Raw genomic sequence first — 20527 nt, 5'->3', positions numbered from 1 at the left:
CAATTCTGTAAACTTACCAGTTTCCTCTTCCAGCTCCCTTCTTTACTTAATAAAATCATACAAAGCATTCCAGAATTTATCATATACTTCAATGTGCGGAAGATGCCCTACATTTTCAATTTCAACTAATTTTGATCCTGCAATTTGTTGTTGAGTCTTTTTTCCTAATTCCTGATATTGCCCCATTTTTGGTTGCAATTCTTTAGGAGCTCTATCCTTTCCTATCGCTGTTCTGTCTCTTGTTCCGATAATTAATAAAGTAGGCGTTTTAATATTTTTAAACTCATAGCAAACGGGCTGATTATAAATCATATCTGATGTCAAAGCTGCATCCCAAGCTACTTTTGGATAATCGGAATGTAAAGTCCAGCCTGCGATTAAATCAAGCCACGGTTGATATTCTGTTTTCCATTTATTATCATAGTAGAATTTTAACTGATAGTTTTTATACGTTTCTGCCGTATTTTTTAACTCTGACTGATACGCCTGATCTATCGTCTGGTAACCTGCAAAAGTTTTATAATCTTCAAGCCCAATCGGGTTTTCGAGAATTAATTTCTGAACTTTTTCAGGATATAGCAATGTAAATCTTGTAGCAACCATCCCGCCCATTGAATGACCTAAAACTATAGTTTTATCAATCTTTAATTCATCCAAAATCGCTTTTGTATTTTCTGCCAATTGAGAAAATGAGAACTGATAACTTTGAGGTTTCGAAGACTTTCCAAATCCGATCTGGTCGGGGATAATTACCCTGAAACCTTTATCTGAAAGATCCTTTGCCGTTTTATCCCAATACGCTCCGTTGAAATTTTTACCGTGAAGAAGCATTATTGTTTTTCCGTTTGAAGTTTTTGGCTTTACATCCATGTAAGCCATTTTCAAATCATTATTTTGTGATTTTAAATCAAGAAAATGAACTTCATAAGGATATTGGTAATTCGTAAGATCTGCATCCAATGGTTTTACCTGAGAAAAAAGTAAAGTTGGCGCAATCGATAGCATTATAACAGCAACAGCATTTTTAAAATATTTCATGAAATCTTATTTAAGTATAAAAGTAAAAAAACCGCTTCAAAAGAAACGGTTTATACTTATTATTTTTAGTTTAATTATAACTTTTTATGATACTTCTACAACCTTTAGTTCTTTTTTGGAAGGCAGATTCATTAAAACGATAGCAAAAAGAATCAATATAATTCCCAGCCATTGAATCAATTCTACTTTTTCGCCCAACAAAACAAAAGCCATTGTTACTGAAACCGGAAGTTCCAATGACGAAACAATGCTTCCCAAACCTAATCCCGCATTTGGGAAACCTATATTGAATAAAATCGGCGGAATAACGGTTCCAAAAAGTGCCAATACAAAACCATACGTCCATAAAATTGAATAATTAAAAGAATGGATATGTTGTGTATTTTCTGTGAAATTTAAATAAAAAGATTTTAAACCATCAGAATACATGGGTCCGATCTGAGCAAAAAATAAGAATGCAAATATTACAATGGAACCACCCGTAAGCATAACAATACTTTTCCTTAAAACAGGTAAATGGGTAGCCAAGGTATTAGATGTAAACATTGTCAGCGTATAAGAAGCTGCTGCCAATAATCCCCAGAAGATACCATGCCAGTCTAGCTCAATTTCCATATTGATAAGGTTTGTAGCTAAAACAGTTCCTAATAAAACGATAATAACTGATACTATTTTCCTAGCGTTTGGTAATTTTTTAGTTAAAAAACTTTCGACCACGACACTGAACCAAACAGACTGCATCAACAATACAATCGCAATAGAAACCGCGATGTACTGAACCGCGATATAGTAAAACAAACTTGTACAACCTAAAGAAGTACCAGCCAACATCAGCATTTTTATTTCTTTCCCACTTGGTGTTGGTAGTTTTTGTTTGGATGTTATTGTTTGGATACAATTCAAAATCAACAATCCCACCAATCCCAATACAAACTGCGACGTTGTAACTTCCGAAGTTGTATATCCGTCATGATAAGCCATTTTAACAAATGTTGCTAACATACCATATATACTGGCTCCAATCCCGACAAATAAAACTCCTTTTAGTATATTTTTCTTCTTCATAATCTTTTTTAAACAGCCGGCAAAGTTACGATATAATAATCAAATTTGTCAGAAGGTGATTAGTATCATAGATAAATAAAATCGCCTCAAGCAAGCTTGAGGCGATATATAATTTAGTCTTTTAGATATTATTTTTTAACAATAACTTTAGAAGAAGCATCAAAACCAAGGCCTTTAATCTTCACCATATAAGTTCCGTTTACCAATTTATCTGTAGAAATTGCTTTTTTAGCATCCGGAGAAATTTTATCTTCTGAAGAAACTAATTTTCCGGACATATCATAAATTTCAACACTTACTTTACCAAGAGTATTGCTTGGGAAGTTGATGAAGAATTCATTTTTAGCAGGATTCGGATAGATAGAAATTGTATTTTTAACAGCTTTCACTTCGTTCGTTGCTAGCACATTACATTCAGCAGGTACCGTAAAATCTTCTACCTGATCATTGATATCCATTTTAGCTCCTGCAGAAGCATTCACTCCTAAACCTCTTTTTGCAAAAACATTCCAAATCATACACTTGTCTACCCCAGCTGTTGTAGCTAATTCAGCAGCTAAGATTGCATTTCTTCCCTCAATAAACGAAGGATCACAAGCTTGAAGTTTTAATGCATCAGTAATTAACTGTAAAACCTTTGAACTACCATTCGTAGTATTAGCAGTTACATCAGAAGAGTAACCATATTTCTCAACATACTTCCAGTGTAGATCCCAAAGCATTGTTGCCCAAACGAAACCAATAGAATGTACATCCGGAACAATAGCACTTCCGTTATTGTATTCCATTCCGTTAGTATCACCATAAGTGAAACCGTTTATTGTAAAATTAGGAGAATATTTAGCAGGTCTTATACCATCTCCTGTATTTCCCTGTCCTATTACATAAGTCCCCATACCTCTTGGAACTGATGCATTATCTCCCGCTTTATTTGTTAACATTAAAGCAAAAAAATCGGACCAACCTTCACCCATTTGTTCTTTAGAATAGGTAGTGTTTGTTTGATTTGGTAAAGCATTTAAACAACTGTAACCATCTCCTGTTAATCTGTTAGAAATTCCATGACCATATTCGTGAGTTACAATACCGTTATCAAAACTTCCATCATATTTTGCATCTACTCTTAGATCAACATTCACAACATTATTTGCAGATAGTTTTGTTTTAATAAATTCTCCTTCAATGTTTGTAATTAATATAGATGGGATTGTGATCGTAGCATCTGTACCTCCCATGTTTCCAATAGTAGAACCATTTGCTGTATTATTATAAATGATTGTACCAATAGCCCCTGCATTTTGTGCATTTTTTACTTTTACAGCAAAACCGCAGTTAGTGCCTCCTCCTCTCTCAATAAGTCCAATCTTACCTGTCATTTCACCTGCAGGCAAGGCAGTACACCCGTCTATATTACTTGCAAGCTTTACATCACCGGTTATTCCGGCAGCACTTAAAGCAGGTCCAAATTGTGCAACACCAGCATTAACAACTCTTGCTACCGCATCAGATGGTGCATTATAAAATAGTTTACGATTCGACCCTAACCATAAGTACATCTGCATTCTAGGATTAAAACCATCCTGTGGGGTTCCAAAATTGGCATTATTCAAACCACTTCCATCTTGTGCTTCGGCGTACACGTAGTCATCGTCTACACCTCCTTTTCCAAAGTTATTATCTTGAAAATTCCTCGCTGATTCTGTAAATCCGAATTGATAAAAAACATCATGAATTCTATTATTTAAATAAAACAAATTTGTAATAGCAGCATTTCTATTAGGTGCAGGTAGTCCATCAATATTAAAAGGAAAATTGAAATTCCTTGTTGCCCCTCCATCTGCTGGTGTTCCTGGCAAATAATCTGGAGGTATCGTTAAAGCTGTTCCCGCAACGTCTTCATAAGCAAAAACATTATTTCCTCTAGTTACTGTATAATGAGTTGTACCATTCGAATGCCATCCTTCTGGGGATGCATTAAGTATCCAAGGATTTGAAATAACTGATCTAGATCCAAAAGAGGCAGACTCAATAGGCAAAGGAAACACATTATAGGAAGCATTATCCGGAAGAAAGAAAGGAAAATTCTGTTGAACTTTATTTTCTGCACCGATTAACTGATGTGTATTATCCGCAAAATGATCATGTGTAAAATCTGAAGAATAAGGATCATGTGTAAAATTACACGATAATGTTAAATTATTTTTTTCAATAATTTTACCATTATTTGCATCTACTAAAATATTCCAATAATTTACAGATTTAGGCTCAGTAAAACTGTATTCATATGCTAAACGTAGATTTTCGTTTCCGTCGTTAGCATAAACCAATCTTTGGATCGCCAATGCAGCCTTGTTTGTACTCTTTTCAGAGTGATTCAGAATAGTTAAGTTATTAATTTCTTGATTTTGAAGATCTTCAGCAATTTTCTGAAGTGCTGTAGTTTCACTTATTACAGCAGTATTAGGTGTAGAAACAAAGTAATTCTTCACAAAATTATCTGTGTAGTACACTACTTTATTGTCTTTAATTAATACTGTTCCAACAGAACTGTATACCGGAAACCCATTATAGGTTTGTTGAAACTTTACAACATTTCCGTTTAAGGATTTGGAATTATCAACATTATCAATAATGAAATTAGTAAGGTCAGATTTTTTATATTCTCTAATCTTATTTTGAGAAATATAATCTTTAATCAACTTCTCATTATCTTGTCCGAATAAAGTAGAAGGAAGTACTGCGAATGCAGCAAATAAAAGAGGTAGAGTTATCTTTTTCATATACACTAATAAAGGCGCTAATTTACAAATAATTCGTAATCAGAAAATATTTTATCTGTATTTTTTACAATATAAAAATGATATTATTATTTATTTCAAACTAAAAACCTTTTAAAAACCCTTCAATAGACATATTTAATAAAAAAAGACCACCAAAAAGCAGTCTCTTTTTCAATTATTTTATCATAATTATTTCTTAATCAATTTTTTCTACATATAGTGAAATATTACAAAAATAATTCATTATCAATGTGAAATTTCAAAATAATAACCATAAAAAAAGCCACTCTTACGAGTGGCTTCATATTCAGAAATGGGTTAAGGATTATTTACCTTCTTCCATTTTTCTTTTCAATTCTGCTAATGCATCGATATCACCAAGAGTTGATCTTTCTTCGTTATTTGAAGAAGATGATGTATTATTAGATCTGTTGTTGTTAGAAGATTCTCTTACGTTTTTCTTCTCCTCGTCTCTAAAAATACCAGTATGAGATACTACTACTCTCTTGAATTCTTTGTTGAATTCGATTACTTTGAATTGAGCATCTTCACCTTTTTTGATTTTAGATCCATCTTCTTTCTCTAATAATCTTGAAGGGCAGAAAGCTTCAACCTCAGCATCTTCGAACTGTACAGAAGCACCTTTATCGTGTACTTCTACCGCTTTACCAGCGTGGATAGTTCCTTCAGCATATTTAGTTTCGAATGCATCCCAAGGGTTATCTGTTAATTGTTTGTGACCTAGAGATAATCTTCTAGCTTGGATGTCTAATTCTAGAACTACAACATCTAATTTATCACCTACTGCACAGAACTCAGATGGGTGCTTGATTTTCTTAGTCCAAGAAAGATCAGAGATATAGATTAAACCGTCAATACCTTCTTCTAACTCAACGAATACTCCGAAGTTAGTAAAGTTTCTTACAGTTCCTACATGCTTAGATGCAACTGGATACTTAGCTTCAATGTTTTCCCATGGATCTTTAGACAATTGCTTGATACCAAGAGAGATTTTTCTGTCTTCTCTATCTAAAGTTAATACTTCAGCTTCAACTTCATCACCTACTTTCACGAAATCTCCTGCAGATCTTAAGTGAGTAGACCAAGACATTTCAGAAACGTGGATTAATCCTTCTACACCTGGAGCGATTTCTACGAATGCACCATAGTCAGCAAGAACTACTACTTTTCCTTTTACTTTATCTCCAACTTTCATGTCAGCAGAAAGAGCATCCCAAGGATGAGCTTCTAATTGCTTCATACCTAATTGGATTCTTGTTTTTTCGTCATCAAAATCAAGGATAACAACTTTTACAGTCTGTCCGTCCTCAAGGATTTCAGATGGGTGGTTCACTCTAGACCAAGAAAGGTCTGTAATGTGGATCAATCCATCAACACCTCCTAAGTCAATGAATACACCGTAAGAAGTAATATTCTTAACAGTACCTTCAAGAACCTGACCTTTTTCAAGCTGAGCGATGATTTCTTTTTTCTGACCTTCGATATCTGCTTCGATCAATGCTTTGTGAGATACAACTACGTTTTTGAACTCAGGGTTGATTTTCACAACTTTGAACTCCATAGTTTTACCTACGAACTGATCGTAATCTTTAATTGGCTTAACATCAATTTGAGAACCTGGTAAGAATGCTTCGATTCCGTGTACGTCAACGATCATACCTCCTTTAGTTCTAGACTTAACAAAACCGTTAACGATTTCTCCAGTTTCGTGAAGTTCGTTTACTCTATCCCAAGCTTTAAGCGTTCTAGCTTTTCTGTGAGATAACTGTAACTGTCCTGTTTTGTCTTCTCTTCTGTCTACCATTACTTCCACATCGTCACCTACTTTTAGGCCTGGGTTGTAACGGAATTCGTTAAGAGAAATAACACCTTCTGATTTGAAGTCGATGTCTACGATAGCTTCTTTATCAGTTAATCTTACAACTTTACCAGTGATAACGTCGTTATCGTTTAAACTGCTTAAAGATCCGTTGTAGATTTCCTCTAAATCGCTTTTTTCTTTTCTCGCATCTGCATCAAGACCTGATTCGAAAGAATCCCAATCAAATTGTTCTGGTGCTACGTTTTGGTTTAAAATAACCTCTGCTGAATTTGTCTCTTTTGACATTTTCTAATAAAATTTGTATTCCTTCTTTTTTAATGGTTTGAATAAATGTGGATTTAAAAAATACGGAAGTAATTAATTTATAATAATTTACCTTTTCAAACCTTATCCACAAAAAGTGGTGCAAAGATACAGAATTTATTTTAATATTGACAATGATTTTATTTCCTTTCCGTTTGGAAATATAGGAATTGGTGATAACCTTCATAACCCTGTATTAACTAAGTTTTAAATAAAAATATATTTTTCAAAAAAACTTTAACAAAATCACTTTTTTGTAATCAAAACATCAATATTTATAAAAACTATATCATGTATAAACATTTCCTTTTAATTTTCATCACCATCATTTCATCGGGGATGAATTCGGTAAAAGCCTGTACTATATTTTCCTGTTCAAGAGGTGGAGAAACATTCGTTGCGGCTAATGAAGATGACATGACTCCTTTTACAAGAATCTGGTATAATCCTGCCACTAAAGACCGCTACGGATCCATAAGTTTCGGAGCTCCGGATATGCAGGCCGCCGCAGCTATGAATGAATACGGACTGTTCTATGATTTTGCAGCAGCCAATTACGACCTCAGTAAACTGAACCTGAAAAACCCTTACAAAGGAGATTTGATGTGGGAAATATTAGGAAAATGCAAAAATGTAAAAGAAGCCATGGTTTTGTTGAAAAAATATGACTATGCAATATCTGCCAAGGCTTTATTAGCCGATAAGGAAGGAAATTCTATTGTAATCACTCCTGGAGGAATCATAGAAAAGATGGGTGATTTTCAGGTGAATTCAAACTGCAATATGATCAATGGAAAACTGTCATGCAGACGACCAGACTTAGCCAATGAAATGCTTGCTGCCTCCAATAAAAATAATATTGGGTTTTTGAAAACCATTTTAGATAAAACCCATCAGGAAGGAGAATTGAATACTTTATATTCTACCATCTGCGATCTTAAAAGGGGAATTATCTACGTCTATCTTTTTCACGACTACAATACAGTATATAAAATTGACTTAAAATCCGAGCTCAAAAAAGGCTACCATATAGAAAATCTGGCAGATCATTTTCCTGCTTCATTTGCTTATGAAAATTTCTCCAAAAATCATTCTTTATACCTTAAAGAATCTATTTTTCAGGAAATGATGAATAAAGGAATAGAAACCACAATCGACCGATATATTGCAGAAAGTGAAAAATCGGATCCCCAAAATAAAAATTTGGATCCTGCTTTGCTGGAAGTAGCTTTACAGTTGATTAAATATTCATGGAATGAACACAATAACGGCGCCATGTGGGATTACTGGTTCAGCAAACCCAACGGATATGACATCACACCATACAAAGATCCCCGCCTGACTTCCGCTGAAAAACTTTTAAAATATCTCTCTACCAAAGAAGAAAAAGATCTCAAGCTGCGTAATTTCATGTACGAAATATCAGGTTTTATCAATTTCGCTCAGGGGAACACTGCCACAGCAAAAGATTTGTACAAAAAATCTATTTCCAATCCCACTGAAGCCTATCCAGTCACTTTGTTAAGGGGAAAAGAGATGCTGAGCAGGTTGCCAAAATAGCTGACATACAATAATTTTACAATTCAACCTCTACAATATGAGTCTATATAACTGTAAAAATAGAAGATTCGAGGTAATCAATAGCAAAGTGGGCGGCTATGTCTTGCCCGTTGAAGTAACGACAAATACTCTAGCCCCGATTGCAAAGAAAATCCTTTTTTGAAAAAAAAGATTGTAATGGAAAGCGGGAAATTGCTCCTAAAATATAATTAATGAGTAATTGGAGTAATGATGTATTCTTCACCCCATTCAGAATGATACGCGTACAAACTAAGCTCTAAATCCTAATTCCTATCCTAATTTATTATCTTTGCAAAATGGAATTAGAATCAATATATCAAAAACTGCAGATTCAGGATATGAATCAGATGCAGAAATCTACATACAAGACCACTGAAAACAATACTGATGTTGTTTTGCTTTCTCCTACAGGTTCAGGGAAAACGCTTGCTTTTTTGTTTCCCGTTCTTCGAAATCTGAAAAAAGATGTTTCCGGAATTCAGGCTTTAATTTTGGTTCCGGCGAGAGAATTGGCGTTGCAGATTGAGCAGGTTTTTAAATCTATGGGAACGGATTTTAAAGTTTCTGTTTGCTATGGAGGTCATGATAAAAAAATTGAGGTCAATAATTTAATTGAAGCTCCGGCAGTTTTGATCGGAACTCCGGGAAGGATTACTTATCATTTAAGAAATAACAATTTCGATCCAAAAACGATTAAAACTTTGGTGTTGGATGAGTTTGATAAAGCGTTGGAATTAGGTTTTCACGAAGATATGGAGTTCATTTCCAATTCTCTGAGAGGTCTTTCGCAAAGAATTTTAACTTCTGCTACAGCGATGGATGAAATTCCGGAGTTCACAGGGTTGAAAAATGAGAAGATCATCGATTTCTTGAAATTAGGCGATGCAAAACCGGATATTCAGTTACGAAAAGTAATGACTATTTCTGAGGAAAAATTAGATACTTTGTTTAATTTGATCTGTAAAATCGGGAATAAAAGAACGTTGATTTTCTGTAATCACCGTGAGGCTGTAGACCGTATTTCTGACCTTTTGGCTGAAAAAGGAATCGACAGAGAAACTTTCCACGGCGGAATGGAACAGGACGAAAGAGAGCGAGCTTTACTGAAATTCCGAAATGATTCTGCAAGAATTTTAATTACAACCGACTTAGCTTCAAGAGGTTTAGACGTTCCCGAAGTTGAATCAATTGTTCATTATCAATTACCTTATAAAGAAGATGCTTTTATTCACAGAAACGGTCGTACCGCGAGAATGAACGCTAAAGGTTTTGCTTATCTGATCATGACTGCGGAAGAAAATTTCCCATTCATTAAAAATGATACTCCTGAAGAAAGCGTTGAAGGATTCAATACATTTCCTGAAAAAACTCCTTTTCAAACGGTTTACATAAGCGCCGGAAAAAAAGATAAGGTCAATAAAGTGGATATCGTTGGATATTTAATTAAAAAAGGACAACTTAGAAAAGAAGATATTGGCTTGATTGAAGTAAAAGATACGACTTCTTACGTTGCCGTTTCAAGAAATAAAGTCAAAACATTATTGGATACATTGAGTGCTGAAAAACTGAAAGGTAAGAAGGTGAAAATGGAGGTTGCTTATTAATATTTTTGAACCATTAATCAACAAAAAATTGTCATTGCGAATCGAAGGTGAAGCAATCTCAACTTGAAATTAAGAGATTGCTTCGTCATTTCATTCCTCGCAATGACAATTTTTTATAATATTATCTAACACCCTTCACTTTTGTCGGTAAAGTATACACTGATTTTGAAGCTGTGATGAATAAAATTTCATTATTCTTTCCTCCGAATGTCACATTTGAAGTCCATTCTTCATCAATTGGAATTTGATAGATCTTTCTTCCATCGCGATTAAAAATGGTTACTCCTTTACCTGTTAAATAAAGATTTCCGTGCTTGTCGAGCGTCATTCCGTCCGAACCCATTTCACAGAATAATCTTTTCTCAGATAATTTTCCTTCGCCAAGAATATCGTAAACATACGTTTTTCCGGCATCGATATCTGAAACGTATAGTTTTTTATACTTTTCGCTTCCTACAATTCCATTAGGTTGGGTGAAAGTATCTAGCTTGACAATTTTTCCATCCTTATTTCTGTAATATAAACTTTTATTAGGAGTTTCTTGCTTGAAATTTACCCAATAATCTCTTTTATACAAAGGATCTGTGAAGTACATTCCGCCAAATTCGTCGTTCCAGACATCGTTTGGTCCGTTCAATCTTTTCCCTTCAAAACCTTTTAATAGAACCTGAACTTTTTTGTCTTTTGAAATTTTCCAGATCTCGCCATTGTCATCCGAACAAGTGATTAAATTATCATCCTTATCGAAATGCGTTCCGTTGGCTCTCCCCGATTTATCCAAAAATACGATTACCTGGTTGGTTTTCCAGTCCCAATAATAGATCTTATCATTGGGTTGGTCTGTAAAATATACATTCCCCTCTTTATCCGAAGACGGGCCTTCCGTAAAACTGAATTTATCGGAAACCCTTTCCGGCTTTACACCATCATAAAACATTTTGCTATAATTTACTGATTTACAATTTACTAATGCGAAAACCAAACCAATCAGGCTTATTTTAAAGATATTTTTCATTCTCCATTTTTTAATGGCTACAATTTACGATATCAGGGATAAGATTCAAAGTTTATTTTCTCATTTTGATTTATTAAAAACACAAATACAAAATGTCCCAATTGTACTATTTTATAAGTAGATGGTATTAGTTATTAATTGGTTTAATTCAAAGCTTTGCAATAGTGTAATCAAAAGACATCCTCTTCATTACCCAACACGTGAATGAGAAAAAAATCAAGTTTTACATGACCTTTAAAATTAAAACAATCTAAGCGATGAACATACAATCCGGCGACATTAAAACTTCAGACATTGAAAATGAAGCTTTTAGAAATTCGGTTGGTACGATGGATGAAACCGGAAACCGAAAATGGGTTTTTCCGCGAAAGCCAAAAGGAAAATATACAAACTATAGAAATTATGTAAGTTATTTTCTGCTTACCTTATTTTTCGGGTTACCTTTTGTAAAGATCAACAATAATCCTTTTTTATTAATTAATGTTATCGACAGAAGGTTTTTCATTTTTGGGCAACCATTCTATCTTCAGGACTTCTTTATTCTGGCTTTAGGAGCTGTTACTTCCGTAATTTTCGTCATGCTTTTCACCGTCGTTTTTGGAAGAATATTCTGTGGCTGGCTTTGTCCGCAAACCATTTTTATGGAAAGTGTTTTCAGAAAAATCGACTATTGGATCGAAGGCGACAGAAACAAACAAATGAAGCTCGACAGACAGGAATGGGACGCTGAAAAGATCAGAAAAAGAGTAACGAAATGGTCTATTTTCATATTGATCTCCGTTATTATTTCACATTTCATGTTCATGTATATCGTGGGTTATGAAGAGGTTATTAAGATCATGAAAGAAGGTCCAATTGAACATTCATTAAAATTCATAGGAATGATTGGCTTTGCGATGACTTTTTATTTTGTTTTCGCATGGCTTCGGGAGCAGGTTTGTACTTTAGTTTGCCCATATGGAAGACTTCAGGGCGTATTGATCGACAAACAGACTGTGAATGTTTATTATGATTTCAAAAGAGGCGAAAACCGCTCAAAATGGAGAAATGGAGAAGATCGAAAAGCTGAAAACAAAGGAGACTGTATTGATTGTCAGCAATGTGTAGTTGTGTGTCCAACAGGGATTGACATTAGAAACGGACAACAGTTAGAATGTATCAATTGTACAGCATGCATCGATGCTTGTGATGAGGTCATGGAAAAAGTTGGACTTCCCAAAGGATTAGTACGATATGCGACCGAAGCTGAAATTGAAAATCAGGAGAAGTTTAAATTTACTTCAAGAATGAAAGTTACGACTGCATTTCTCGCTATACTGATCGGTTTCCTTGGGTTTCTAATGTATGACCGAGGTTCTATGGAAGCCAAATTCATTAAACCTGCAGGATCAACATTTTTCATTAAAAACGGAAAAATAACGAATACTTTTATCTACACTCTTCTCAACAAAACCAATGAGAAAAAGACGTTAACCATAAAAGTAATGAATCCTAAAAATGCAGAAATAACATTCTTTGGTTCAGAAAAAATCATCTTAAAGGGGGATGAAATTTTAAAAGGAAATATCAACATTACTTTTCCGGAAGAAGATATTAAATTTTCAAAACAAAACATGACCATCGGGGTCTTCGATGAGAGCGGAGAAATGCTCGACTCTTTTGATACTAATTTTGAAGGTCCCTTTAAACTTTTACTGTAGATATTGGGTTGGAGGGGCTTAGAGTCTTAGGTTTTTAGAGTTTTGCAACTTGAGAATTTTTAAATAAATAATCTTGTATTTTATTTAAACTAAAAACTATCAACCAGAAACCAACAACCAAATTTAAGCCTTATATTTCTTTATAAATTGCGTGGGAGTCATTCCGGAGCCTTTTCGGAAAACTCTCACAAAATAAGAATATTCTTCATAACCGAGACGAAAAGCAATTTCCACCAAACTTTCATCAAGATACATCAGCATTCTTTTTGCCTCTAAAATTACCCTTTCGGTGATGACTTCTGTTGCTGTTTTTTGAACTACAGTCTGTATAATTCTGTTTAAATGTTTTGGTGAAATTTCCATCACAGAAGCATAATGCGCAATTGATTTTTGAGTTGTAAAATATTGTTCAACCAAATTCTCAAAATCCTGATAATGGTTAAAATAAGAAATGCTTGTCGGTGAACTTATTTCATCTAAATTTTTAGAAAACTGTCTCGTTGTATTAATATAAATTTGAGACATCAATGAAAGAATAAGATCATCTTTCATCATATTCTGAGCAATGTATTCTTCTTCTATTTCCTGGAATAGATTAATTATTTTCAATAATTCCTCAGATTCAAACTGAAACTTTCTAGGAAAAGTTGATGAACTGAAAAAAGGAAAACTTCTTAATTTCCTGTTCACATAATGCATATCATAATATTCCTGAGAGCAGAAGAAAATATAACCATCCGTATCCTCTGAAAGCTCCCAACTGTGAACCTGCCCGGGCGACAAAAAGAAAATACTTCCCTCAGAAACTTCATACTTCTGAAAATCGATCTCGTGAATTCCTTTTCCTTTGGTAAAAAGTACGGTAACATAAAAATCGTGACGATGCGGTTTCTCAATATGTTTATGACTGGAAACCAAATGATCTTTCATCGTATTAAAATAAAAATCCGAAGTATTCTTCCCAGACTGAAAAAGATCGATATGCAAGACTGAGATAGAATTCATCCTAATTTTATTTGATATCAAAAATAAAGAAAAAATTCAAAGGTCTAGAATGACTTTAAACATGATTTATACAACAAAAACAAACATTTTGTGTTACGTATTTGTAACAAGCTTCAAAAAATATTTATCTTTGAGTTTTAGGATTTGTAAAATGAAGATAAATTTAGCAGACAAACTGTATTATTCTATAGGAGAAGTTGCAAAAGCTTTTGATGTAAACACTTCATTGATACGTTATTGGGAGCAGGAATTCCCCATCATTAAACCTAAAAAAAACAAAAAAGGAAACAGATATTTCACTCCTGAAGACATTAAAAACTTACAGATCATCTACCATTTGGTAAAAGAAAAAGGCTACACGCTTGACGGAGCCAGAATTGCTTTGACAACCAATGCTAAAATCTCTGAAACCGTTACGATTATTGACCGATTAGAGTTTGTAAAAGCAGAATTATTGAAACTTAAAGAGTCATTGGCCGATAATCCGGAATAGTTTTCTTTAAAAAATTTACATAAATCTCTTTTAAGATTTAAATTCATAAGCTTGATAAGCAGATTATATCACAAACAATAGTATTTCCAACTTAGTCATTGCTTGATGATTACTATTATCATTAAGTTTACTGAATGATGAGAAAAAACTATTACCAAAAAGTTGCATGCTTAGGAATACTTCTGATTCTTGTATTTGCATTTCAAAAATATACGAGTACGGAAAAAGAAGATTTTTCTGATGTAAAATTCATTTCTGAAAGTACAGTTCCTTTAAACTTATCCGAATTTGAACCGAATGATCTTGACGAAAAACAATGGCAAAATCTGGGTTTTACAGAAAAACAAATTGCAACGATTTTAAACTATAAAAAAATTGTTGGAGGAAGGTTTACGTCAAAAGAACAATTCAAAAAATGTTATGCTATCTCTCCTGAGAAATTTGCAGAGTTGGAATTCTATATTTTGCTTCCTGAAACCAATAAAGAAGCTAAATCTACTCATTTTAAAAGCTTTGAGAAAAAGAGCATCAGTATTTCTGGGAAATTCAATCCGGATCATTATTCTGTGAATGATTGGGTGAAAATGGGCTTTAGTGAAAGACAATCAGAAGCTATTTTAAAATATAAAAGTTATTTGGGCGGAAGCTTTGTCAGCAAAGAAAAGTTTAAAGAATGTTTTATCATTAATGATGAAAATTATGAGAAACTTGAACCTTATTTGATACTTCCTGCAAAAACGCCTGAAAATTTTAAAAATTTTACTAAAAACTTTTCTACTGGAAAAACTAAAATTCAATATCGCTCTTTTGATCCGAATACTTTGAATATTGATGGTTGGAAAGCTTTTGGATTTTCAGAAAAACAGGCCAATACAATTGTTAATTACCGTGATCGAAACTTAAGAGGTAGTTTTAAAAGTTTAGAAGATATTCAAAAATGTTTTGTGATTTCAGCTGAAAAGTTTGAAGAATTAAGACCTTATATTAAACTTAATCCATCAAATTTAGCAAAGGCTGACGAAAAGAAATTGGAGATCAAGCAAGAAAAAACTGATTTTTCAAAAGTCGATCTCAATTCAATTACTTTTAAACAACTTTTAGAGTTTGGAATGGATGAAAGAGCTGCGGGTTCAATAATAGGATTTAGAAAAAAACTAGGAGGTTTTGTGAATAAAGACCAAATTCTGACAACTTATAATATTGATAAAGATTTAACTCAAAAACTGCTTGCAATTTCTCCGTTAAATACTTCAAATGTTCCAAAATATACGTTAGTCGATGCACCGGAAGAATGGCTGAAAAATCATCCTTATTTTAAATATTCTGCTGATAAAATTATTTTCTACAGAATAAGCGAACGTGACGAAAAGAAAATCTGGAAATTATTGAAAGTAAAACCGGAATATGAGACGAGAATGAAACTGTATTTGAAATAGTAATGTGTTTTGAATTATTCCTATTTCCTTGAAATGCTTCGACTCCGCTCAGCATGACATCACTAAAAATTTACTTTTAAAATAGTACGATTAGTATTAGAAATGTCATACTGAGCGGAGTCGAAGCATCTGTATATTTATTGTAAACCAAAAATTCCAGCTAGTCTATAGTTTTGCTAGAATCTCCAAGCAAATCATTTAAAGTAGAAAGTTCGGTATCCGTCAAATCTCTCCATTTTCCAACGGGAAGATCCAGTTTTATATTCATGATACGGATTCTTTTAAGCTTCTTTACTTCGTAGCCAAGATATTCGCACATTCTACGAATCTGTCTGTTTAAGCCTTGGGTAAGAACAATTCTGAAAGTCATATCATCTATTTTTTCAACTTCACATTTTTTTGTGACCGTATCTAAAATAGGAACTCCGTTTCTCATTTTATCTAAGAATTTTGGATTGATTGGCTTATCCACGCGTACCAAATATTCTTTTTCGTGATTGTTTCTTGCTCTTAGAATTTTATTAACGATATCTCCATCATTAGTTAAAAGAATCAACCCTTCACTTGGTTTATCTAATCTTCCGATCGGGAAAATTCTTTTCGGATGGTTGATATATTCTATGATATTATCTATTTCGCGCTTGGTATCTGTTGTACACACGATGCCTACAGGTTTATTGAAAGCAATGTAAATAGGCTCATCCTCAGATTCACGTATTGGTTTACCATCAACTTCCACGATATCTTCATCAGAAACTTTAGTTCCCATTTCAGGAACCTTACCGTTGATCGTAATTCTGCCTTCTTCCAAAAGCTTATCTGCTGCTCTTCGCGAGCAGTAGCCGGCTTCAGATAAATATTTATTGATACGTGTTTTCTCCTGCATAGGTTAGTTTTTAATTATTATCAAATCTAAAATCATTATCTAAAAACTGAGTCGTTGCCTCTTCAATTTTATAGTCCCCAATTTTTGTACGTCTTAATTGTGTTAAATAAGCACCAACACCCAATTCCTGCCCTATATCATGAGCCAGACTTCGGATATAAGTTCCTTTAGAGCAGCCTACTGTAAAGCTTACCAAAGGAAGATTGATTTTGATATCTTCAATATAAAGAATCGTTGTTTTTCTGGATTTCATTTCTACTTCCTCTCCTGCTCTAGCCAGATTATAGGCTCTCTTTCCGTCAATTTTTATTGCTGAAAAAACAGGTGGCGTCTGATCTATTTCACCCAAAAATTTCATTACAGTTTCATTTATCTGCTCTTCTGAAATATGCGAATAATCCTGTTGAAGGATCTCAGGTTTTTCGGTGTCGTAAGATTCTGTTTGTACGCCAATTTTAATTTCCGTCCAATATTCTTTTGGCGCATCCTGTATTTCAGGGATTTTCTTGGTGAATTTCCCACAACATACGATAAGCAGTCCGGTTGCTCTCGGATCTAATGTTCCGGCATGACCAATTTTAAATTTCTTAGGAAGATTAAACTCTCTTTTGAGTTTATATTTCATTTTATTAACTGCCTGAAAAGAAGTCCAATCCAGAGGTTTGTCTAATAAAAATACGTGTCCTGATTGCAGTTCTTCAGCTGTCATGAATGATGAGTAATATATAATTGGTAATCAGTAATTTTTTAACCTGATTATTTAAAAAAGTAAAAATAAATCAATAAAGCCAATCCAACAAAAATACGGTACCATCCCCAAGGTTTGAAACCATATTTATTTAAAACTCCGATAAAAGCTTTAATGGCAATTAATGCGACAATAAATGCAACAACATTTCCAATCACAAAGATCATTATGTGGTCGTTTGATGCAATGATCATTTCGTATCCTTTTTGAGGATTACCGGTTTCTTTACCCCAAGTTTTAACAAAAACAGAATAAACCGTAACCGCCAACATCGTAGGAACCGCCAAAAAGAATGAAAATTCTGCCGCAGCTTTTCTCGTTAATCCCTGCGTCATACCTCCGATGATAGAAGCAGCACTTCTACTCGTTCCGGGCATCATCGCAAGACACTGCCAGAAGCCGATTGTTATTGCTTTTTTTACGGTAATTCCTTTTTCATCATCGATGGTTGGATTTTTAAACCATTTATCTGCAAATAATAAAACAACTCCACCAAGTACTAAAACGGATGAAATTGCAATCTGATTTCCAAGAATGGCTTCAATTTTATCATCAAACAAATATCCTAAAGCCAAAGCAGGAACAACTGCATAAGCCAACTTAAAATAAAACTTGATATTATTGAAATCAAAGAATTTTTTCCAATATGCCACCACAACAGACAAGATCGCTCCAAACTGAATGGAAACCTGAAACATTTTTAAAAATTCATCTTCCTGCATGCCCATTAAATTAGCAGCAAAACCCATGTGTGCAGTAGAGGAAATTGGCAGATATTCTGTAAGCCCTTCAATAATTGCAATAACGATTGCTTTGATTAAATCCATAGTATATATAAAAATTTAAAGATTAAGAGATATTGAAATCTAGAACTTTCTAAATCTCGCTATTTCTTAATCTTTAAAATAAAAATTAATTATTTTCTTTTTAAAATCGCGTACCCTTCAATCACAAACCCTATTACAATGAACAGAGGTGCAATTCTGATTCTTCTGATAGAAAAGATATCTTCATTCCAAGAATTAGGATCAAATTTTCCGTCAACAGTATTAGCGTCATGTCCCATCATTAATAAGAATCCGACAACGATAAATGCTAAACCAATAAGCATCCATTTAAAATTTTGCTGTCCGAAATAGAACGTGTTTTCCTGTGTAACTTCAGTTTCTTTACCGAAATCAGCAGCAGAAAATTTATTTGTTTTTTTGCTCATTTTTAAGAATAATATAAATCGTCAACGTTAGATTTGAGGAATCTCCATGTTGCGATGATTGTACTTAGAACCGTGATTAAAACTCCAACTCCCAATACAAGTAAGATCAACCAAAAATACTGCTGATTATCCTGTACGAATGATGAACCGATCTGACTCGTGAAATAATACCAAACACCACATAAAGCAGCAAGCCCGATAAAAGAACCGATAGCTCCTAAAATAACAGCTTCAATGATAAAAGGCTTTAAGATAAATCTTCTTTTCGCCCCTACCAACTGCATGGTTTTGATAATAAATCTTTTTGAAAATATTTTCAGACGGATAGAGTTATTAATTAAAACTACCGCTAACACCAAAAATAAAAGAGAAAAACCAAAAATCCATTTTAAAATTCTACTCAGGTTGTTGTATACATCTACCATTAAGGTACTGTCGTTCTTAACGTCTACAACTCCCGGAACGGATTTAATGATCTTTATCGCTGCATCAATTTTTGCAGGGTCTACATATTCAGGTTTCAGAGCAATTTCTATAGAAGAAGGGAAAATATTTTCCTCGAAAAGCGCATCGCTATCAATTCCCATACTTTTTTTCGCTTCAATTGCAGCGGCAGCTCTAGAAATGTAGGTCGCCTTTTTTACAGGTGCCAAAGTCTGTACTTTCTTTAAAGTTTCTTCTTCAAATTTTGCAATTTTTACAGAGTCTTTCGCGTCATAGTTTTCATCAAAGTAGGCGTTGACAACCAATTGTTCCTTGATATAGTCGGAATATTTCTGGGCATTGATCAAAATAAGTCCCATTAATCCTAACAAAAATAACACTAAGGCAATACTTATTACGACTGTAATATTGCTCGATCGAAGTCTCTTTTTATTAAATTCATCTACAGATTTAGCCATTAATATTAAAATTTTTGGCTAAATTAGAAAAAAACTTCCGAAATTTGGGACGAAATAGAGAAAATCATTGTTAATAAAATCATAAAAAAACTTGAGTGTAAAAGCAAAAAAGCATCTTGGTCAACACTTTTTGACAGATGAAAATATCGCAAGAAAAATCGTAGAAGGTCTTAGTTTTGAGAACTATAATAATATTATGGAAATAGGCCCGGGAACGGGAGTTCTTACCAAATACCTTCTCGAAAAAGAGCAAAATCTTTATCTTGCAGAAATAGATACCGAATCTATAGACTACCTGAAAAATACCTATTCTAAGATTACAGAAGAGATCTTTGTAGGAGATTTCCTGAAACAGGATTTCAATTTTATTAATAACGATCAAATTGCTATTATTGGAAACTTCCCTTATAATATTTCTTCACAGATCTTGTTCAAAATTATAGATCACTATGAATTGATCCCGGAAATGGTAGGAATGTTCCAAAAAGAAGTGGCAGAAAGAACAGCATCTGTCCCAAGAACAAAAGAGTACGGAATTCTATCTGTTTTGGTTCAGGCATACTATGATGTAACTTATCTGTTTACGGTGCATGAAAACGTGTTCAATCCCCCTCCAAAGGTAAAATCGGGAGTTATTAAATTAACCCGAAACCCAAAAGAAGGGTTGGCAGGAAATGAAGTGCTTTTCAAACAAATCGTAAAGGCCGGTTTTAATCAAAGGAGAAAAAAATTATCCAACTCTTTAAAAGTATTGGAAATTCCTGAAGAATTAAAAACACATGAGTTCATGGATAAAAGAGCTGAAGAATTAAGTGTTAGCGACTTTATCAATTTCACCAAACTCTGGAAAGAAAACCGATAAAATCTTAAAAATAAAAAAGCCTTTCAATTAAATTTGAAAGGCTTTTTTGATAG

17 protein-coding genes are annotated in these 20527 nt (G+C 33.7%); 6 read left to right on the top strand and 11 right to left on the bottom strand.

Annotated features, from left to right (window positions below; genetic code table 11):
* Positions 1–42: 42 nt before the first annotated feature.
* The 4 genes from EG348_RS14890 to rpsA all read right to left on the bottom strand — a co-directional run bounded on the left by EG348_RS14890 (position 43) and on the right by rpsA (position 7011).
* Positions 43–1038: an alpha/beta fold hydrolase gene (locus tag EG348_RS14890; protein WP_123983785.1), complete on the bottom strand. Its 996-nt coding sequence runs from the start codon at positions 1036–1038 to the stop codon at positions 43–45.
* A gap of 84 nt (positions 1039–1122) precedes the next feature.
* Positions 1123–2103: an EamA family transporter gene (locus tag EG348_RS14885; RefSeq protein ID WP_123983784.1), complete on the bottom strand. Its 981-nt coding sequence runs from the start codon at positions 2101–2103 to the stop codon at positions 1123–1125.
* Between the two features lie 128 nt (positions 2104–2231).
* Positions 2232–4883 (bottom strand): T9SS-dependent M36 family metallopeptidase, encoded by a 2652-nt coding sequence (locus EG348_RS14880; protein WP_123983783.1) that lies wholly within the window; start codon positions 4881–4883, stop codon positions 2232–2234.
* Between the two features lie 325 nt (positions 4884–5208).
* Positions 5209–7011, bottom strand: coding sequence for a 30S ribosomal protein S1 (gene rpsA, locus EG348_RS14875; RefSeq protein WP_123983782.1), 1803 nt, complete (start codon positions 7009–7011; stop codon positions 5209–5211).
* Between the two features lie 309 nt (positions 7012–7320).
* Here rpsA and EG348_RS14870 point away from each other — a divergent pair, with 309 nt between their 5' ends.
* Positions 7321–8589 (top strand): hypothetical protein, encoded by a 1269-nt coding sequence (locus EG348_RS14870; protein WP_123983781.1) that lies wholly within the window; start codon positions 7321–7323, stop codon positions 8587–8589.
* Positions 8590–8906: 317 nt separating this feature from the next.
* The gene (locus tag EG348_RS14865) at positions 8907–10214 is read left to right on the top strand and encodes a DEAD/DEAH box helicase (RefSeq protein ID WP_123983780.1); all 1308 of its coding nucleotides are present in this window, start codon (positions 8907–8909) and stop codon (positions 10212–10214) included.
* Between the two features lie 121 nt (positions 10215–10335).
* Here EG348_RS14865 and EG348_RS14860 read toward each other — a convergent pair whose 3' ends face one another.
* Positions 10336–11229 (bottom strand): SMP-30/gluconolactonase/LRE family protein, encoded by an 894-nt coding sequence (locus tag EG348_RS14860; RefSeq protein ID WP_123983779.1) that lies wholly within the window; start codon positions 11227–11229, stop codon positions 10336–10338.
* A 257-nt stretch (positions 11230–11486) separates the two neighbouring features.
* Here EG348_RS14860 and ccoG point away from each other — a divergent pair, with 257 nt between their 5' ends.
* Positions 11487–12929, top strand: coding sequence for a cytochrome c oxidase accessory protein CcoG (ccoG, locus tag EG348_RS14855; protein ID WP_123983778.1), 1443 nt, complete (start codon positions 11487–11489; stop codon positions 12927–12929).
* A gap of 123 nt (positions 12930–13052) precedes the next feature.
* Here ccoG and EG348_RS14850 read toward each other — a convergent pair whose 3' ends face one another.
* Positions 13053–13934 (bottom strand): AraC family transcriptional regulator, encoded by an 882-nt coding sequence (locus tag EG348_RS14850; protein WP_123983777.1) that lies wholly within the window; start codon positions 13932–13934, stop codon positions 13053–13055.
* Between the two features lie 151 nt (positions 13935–14085).
* Between EG348_RS14850 and EG348_RS14845 the strand changes: the two genes are divergently transcribed.
* A complete protein-coding gene (locus tag EG348_RS14845; RefSeq protein WP_123983776.1) occupies positions 14086–14427 on the top strand; it encodes a MerR family transcriptional regulator in 342 nt (113 codons plus the stop codon).
* Positions 14428–14561: 134 nt separating this feature from the next.
* A complete protein-coding gene (locus EG348_RS14840) occupies positions 14562–15863 on the top strand; it encodes a helix-hairpin-helix domain-containing protein (protein ID WP_317126975.1) in 1302 nt (433 codons plus the stop codon).
* A 160-nt stretch (positions 15864–16023) separates the two neighbouring features.
* Here the strand turns inward: EG348_RS14840 and rluF are convergent, their stop codons facing one another.
* The 5 genes from rluF to EG348_RS14815 all read right to left on the bottom strand — a co-directional run bounded on the left by rluF (position 16024) and on the right by EG348_RS14815 (position 19612).
* Positions 16024–16749, bottom strand: a complete 726-nt coding sequence (gene rluF / locus EG348_RS14835) for a 23S rRNA pseudouridine(2604) synthase RluF (protein ID WP_123983775.1) — start codon at positions 16747–16749, stop codon at positions 16024–16026.
* Positions 16750–16759: 10 nt separating this feature from the next.
* Positions 16760–17458 (bottom strand): tRNA pseudouridine(55) synthase TruB, encoded by a 699-nt coding sequence (truB, locus tag EG348_RS14830; RefSeq protein WP_123983774.1) that lies wholly within the window; start codon positions 17456–17458, stop codon positions 16760–16762.
* 47 nt (positions 17459–17505) lie between these two features.
* A complete protein-coding gene (locus tag EG348_RS14825; RefSeq protein WP_123983773.1) occupies positions 17506–18324 on the bottom strand; it encodes an undecaprenyl-diphosphate phosphatase in 819 nt (272 codons plus the stop codon).
* Positions 18325–18413: 89 nt separating this feature from the next.
* Positions 18414–18710: a DUF3098 domain-containing protein gene (locus EG348_RS14820; protein WP_123983772.1), complete on the bottom strand. Its 297-nt coding sequence runs from the start codon at positions 18708–18710 to the stop codon at positions 18414–18416.
* Positions 18711–18712: 2 nt separating this feature from the next.
* Positions 18713–19612, bottom strand: a complete 900-nt coding sequence (locus EG348_RS14815) for a cell division protein FtsX (protein ID WP_123983771.1) — start codon at positions 19610–19612, stop codon at positions 18713–18715.
* Positions 19613–19703: 91 nt separating this feature from the next.
* On the opposite strand from EG348_RS14815, the gene rsmA reads away from it, so the two are divergent.
* Entirely contained in the window at positions 19704–20474 is a 771-nt protein-coding gene (gene rsmA, locus EG348_RS14810; protein ID WP_123983770.1) for a 16S rRNA (adenine(1518)-N(6)/adenine(1519)-N(6))-dimethyltransferase RsmA, read from the top strand.
* Positions 20475–20527: the final 53 nt, after the last annotated feature.

It is taken from the genome of Chryseobacterium sp. G0201, from assembly GCF_003815655.1.
Lineage (GTDB): Bacteria > Bacteroidota > Bacteroidia > Flavobacteriales > Weeksellaceae > Chryseobacterium.
Note: the sequence above shows the minus strand (reverse complement) of the source record. Positions and strands in the feature narration are given on the sequence as shown.

Coding starts and splice junctions, on each gene's coding strand:
- EG348_RS14850 (WP_123983777.1), bottom strand. CDS start 13,934: ATGAATTCTATCTCAGTCTTGCATATCGATCTTTTTCAGTCTGGGAAG.
- EG348_RS14860 (WP_123983779.1), bottom strand. CDS start 11,229: ATGAAAAATATCTTTAAAATAAGCCTGATTGGTTTGGTTTTCGCATTA.
- EG348_RS14815 (WP_123983771.1), bottom strand. CDS start 19,612: ATGGCTAAATCTGTAGATGAATTTAATAAAAAGAGACTTCGATCGAGC.
- EG348_RS14825 (WP_123983773.1), bottom strand. CDS start 18,324: ATGGATTTAATCAAAGCAATCGTTATTGCAATTATTGAAGGGCTTACA.
- rpsA (WP_123983782.1), bottom strand. CDS start 7,011: ATGTCAAAAGAGACAAATTCAGCAGAGGTTATTTTAAACCAAAACGTA.
- EG348_RS14870 (WP_123983781.1), top strand. CDS start 7,321: ATGTATAAACATTTCCTTTTAATTTTCATCACCATCATTTCATCGGGG.
- EG348_RS14820 (WP_123983772.1), bottom strand. CDS start 18,710: ATGAGCAAAAAAACAAATAAATTTTCTGCTGCTGATTTCGGTAAAGAA.
- rluF (WP_123983775.1), bottom strand. CDS start 16,749: ATGCAGGAGAAAACACGTATCAATAAATATTTATCTGAAGCCGGCTAC.
- EG348_RS14865 (WP_123983780.1), top strand. CDS start 8,907: ATGGAATTAGAATCAATATATCAAAAACTGCAGATTCAGGATATGAAT.
- EG348_RS14885 (WP_123983784.1), bottom strand. CDS start 2,103: ATGAAGAAGAAAAATATACTAAAAGGAGTTTTATTTGTCGGGATTGGA.
- EG348_RS14880 (WP_123983783.1), bottom strand. CDS start 4,883: ATGAAAAAGATAACTCTACCTCTTTTATTTGCTGCATTCGCAGTACTT.
- EG348_RS14845 (WP_123983776.1), top strand. CDS start 14,086: ATGAAGATAAATTTAGCAGACAAACTGTATTATTCTATAGGAGAAGTT.
- truB (WP_123983774.1), bottom strand. CDS start 17,458: ATGACAGCTGAAGAACTGCAATCAGGACACGTATTTTTATTAGACAAA.
- EG348_RS14890 (WP_123983785.1), bottom strand. CDS start 1,038: ATGAAATATTTTAAAAATGCTGTTGCTGTTATAATGCTATCGATTGCG.
- ccoG (WP_123983778.1), top strand. CDS start 11,487: ATGAACATACAATCCGGCGACATTAAAACTTCAGACATTGAAAATGAA.
- EG348_RS14840 (WP_317126975.1), top strand. CDS start 14,562: ATGATGAGAAAAAACTATTACCAAAAAGTTGCATGCTTAGGAATACTT.